The 2,444-nt window shown below is 49.4% G+C and carries 1 protein-coding gene and 1 tRNA gene; both read right to left on the bottom strand.

Features of this window, described 5'->3' with window-relative positions; translation table 11 throughout:
- Positions 1–68: 68 nt before the first annotated feature.
- Positions 69–145, bottom strand: a tRNA-Pro gene (locus EHN07_RS13465).
- Between the two features lie 100 nt (positions 146–245).
- Positions 246–1,928 (bottom strand): kdo(2)-lipid A phosphoethanolamine 7''-transferase, encoded by a 1,683-nt coding sequence (gene eptB / locus EHN07_RS13460; RefSeq protein WP_124024621.1) that lies wholly within the window; start codon positions 1,926–1,928, stop codon positions 246–248.
- Positions 1,929–2,444 lie beyond the last annotated feature (516 nt).

Below are 2,444 nucleotides of genomic sequence, written 5' to 3'. Positions count from 1 at the left end.
GGAGGTTCTCATCCTCTGTGGGCGACAGATGCAAAAAGACCAACCCGAAGGTTGGTCTTTTCTAAATTTGGTCGGCGAGAGAGGATTCGAACCTCCGACCCACTGGTCCCAAACCAGTTGCGCTACCAAGCTGCGCTACTCGCCGAATGCGGAGCGCATAGTACTGCGCACCGTTTTAACCGTCAATCCCTGATTCTTAAAATCGCGTTCGTTTGATTCAAATTCCAGCACATAAAGGGAAAAAGCTAGTGCGCGGCTTGCTGCGGGACATGGCACCAGTTGTTATTCTGGTTGATTCCCCCGTCAGGCGAGGTGTATCCCAGACACCCCATAATGGTGTCATACAGCTCGACATGGCGGTGCGACACCTTCATTTTTGCCTGTTCTTGCATATGGGCAAACTCGCGCGCGCGGTCCGGGTTTTCCAGGTATTTATCGGATGCCCAAACTAACAACGGCACGCGGAACTGCTCTGGCGGCGCCATTTTACGTGGCGTGCCGTGCAGGTGTTTGTGCTCATCAATGGACTCACCGTGGTCTGAGGCATAGAAAATAATCGCGCGCTTATCCCGCAGCTGAGAGATCACGCTTTCCAGCACCGTATCGGTGTATAACACCGAGTTATCAAAGGCGTTAATCAGCTGTTCCTTGCTGCACTCTGAATCAATACTCACGCACTCTGGAGTCCATTTCGCGAAGCTACGCGGATAGCGCTGCACATAAGAGAAGTGCGAGCCTTTGGTATGCAGCACAATTAAGTGCTGGCCGTCAGGATGCTGTTCTACGGAGCGTTTCATCTCTTCAACCAGCAACATATCATCGACTTGCTTGCCACGGTTACGCGGCTCTGCGGCGATTTGTTCGCGATAAGAGAAGTTATCCGCCATCGTATTGCCGTAGAACCACACTTCACTTTGCATCGCAAAGAGGTTGGAACTAAAGCCAAGCTGTTTGAGCACGGCAAAAACGTTCTGCTCTTTCAGAGTACGCTGCGGGTTCTCTTCCGCACCGCCCTCACGCACAAACATGCAGCGTAATGAGAGCTTAGTCGCGGTATCACAGGATTCGCCGCGGAACGCGACCAGATTTTTCTCTTTGGCGAGTTTCGGCGTGGTGTCACGCTCATAGCCCAAAATACCCATGTGATCCCAACGGGTGGTTTCGCCAATCACAAACACCACATAGGTATCATCAAGCTCTTTTGGCGCGAGATAAGTAAACTTCTTCGCCGGGTTCATCAGCGAGCTATTATCGTTAGATTCATCGGCCTGAGCCCAGGCAAAAAGCCCCAGCGCGGACACCCAGTTAGAGGGTAGATAAGAGTTAGCGACCACGCCGCCGTAGCTTGGCATATCGACGGTAGAACGCTTTTCTATTTTCTTTTGTTCTTTATCCAGCAAACGCAGCGGCGCCCAAACCATTAGTCCTGCCAGCAGCACAATGGCGACATTTTTTACGCGCTGGCCCGGTGTTTTCAGCTGGCTTAGCAACGTATTCCGGGCATCGGTAAGCCAAATAAGCGCCAGGGGAATAGCGCTAACCAGCACCATCCACATCACAAACTGTAAGCCCACAATTTCTTTAGAAAGGTCGATATCCGTGGTCATTACCGAGGCAATAATCCCGTAGCCGATGACCACGTTAAGCAACGTCATATAATAGCTGGCAGCAACGGAGCAGAGCACGACCAGGGTGGCAAGCACCCGCCAGATAAAGCGTCCTGATAGCGACAGCACGCGAAATAAAAAGAAAGTGACCAGCACGCAAGCCACGACTTCAGCAACCATAGAGATAGCGTTCAGGCCGCTGAAATCCTGAATAAAGCCCTCAAAACGATTGTAAAAAACCGAGAGGTTTAAAAACAGGCCGATGTATACCGCTAACAGAAAGCTGAGTTTCTGCTGGGACATCGATTTAACGTAATTCATGCAGTTATCCGAAAAATAGAGCAAAAAGAGAGGTCATAAGCATCACTCAGACTGTTAATAACCAAGAAAATTCTGAGCGATAAAAAATAGAGTCTGAATCAGGATGATTCTTAGCCAGATTTGGGCGCGGATTAGTAGAACATAGAGGCGATAAAAAGTATCGGCAAAAATCGTGAACTAACGGTTGTTTACATATCTCATACTGGTTCAACACCCGTGGGTTATGGGACATATACAGCATGCCAGACAATGCTAAGGGCAAACTGATGACAAACCATGTTTTTCACCAAATGAACAGAAACCATCAATAACAAGGAAAATCAATTTATTGATTTCAGCCGATCGCCACAAAGAAGGAAACCACGTTTTTCCTTCTTTGTCAGCAATTTCAAGGGGGTAAATGCCCCCTCAAGCCTGAATGCTTAGCCCGGCAATACGATATTGCTTTCTGCCAGCGATCCCATCTCATTGTGCATAGCGCACGCCGCATCCACTAAATGCATCGCCAGCGCCGCG

Source organism: Buttiauxella warmboldiae, assembly GCF_003818135.1.
GTDB lineage: Bacteria > Pseudomonadota > Gammaproteobacteria > Enterobacterales > Enterobacteriaceae > Buttiauxella > Buttiauxella warmboldiae.
Note: the sequence above shows the minus strand (reverse complement) of the source record. Positions and strands in the feature narration are given on the sequence as shown.

What these genes read in the sequence shown, in the direction of transcription:
- eptB (WP_124024621.1), bottom strand. Translation starts at nt 1,928, where the DNA reads ATGAATTACGTTAAATCGATGTCCCAGCAGAAACTCAGCTTTCTGTTA.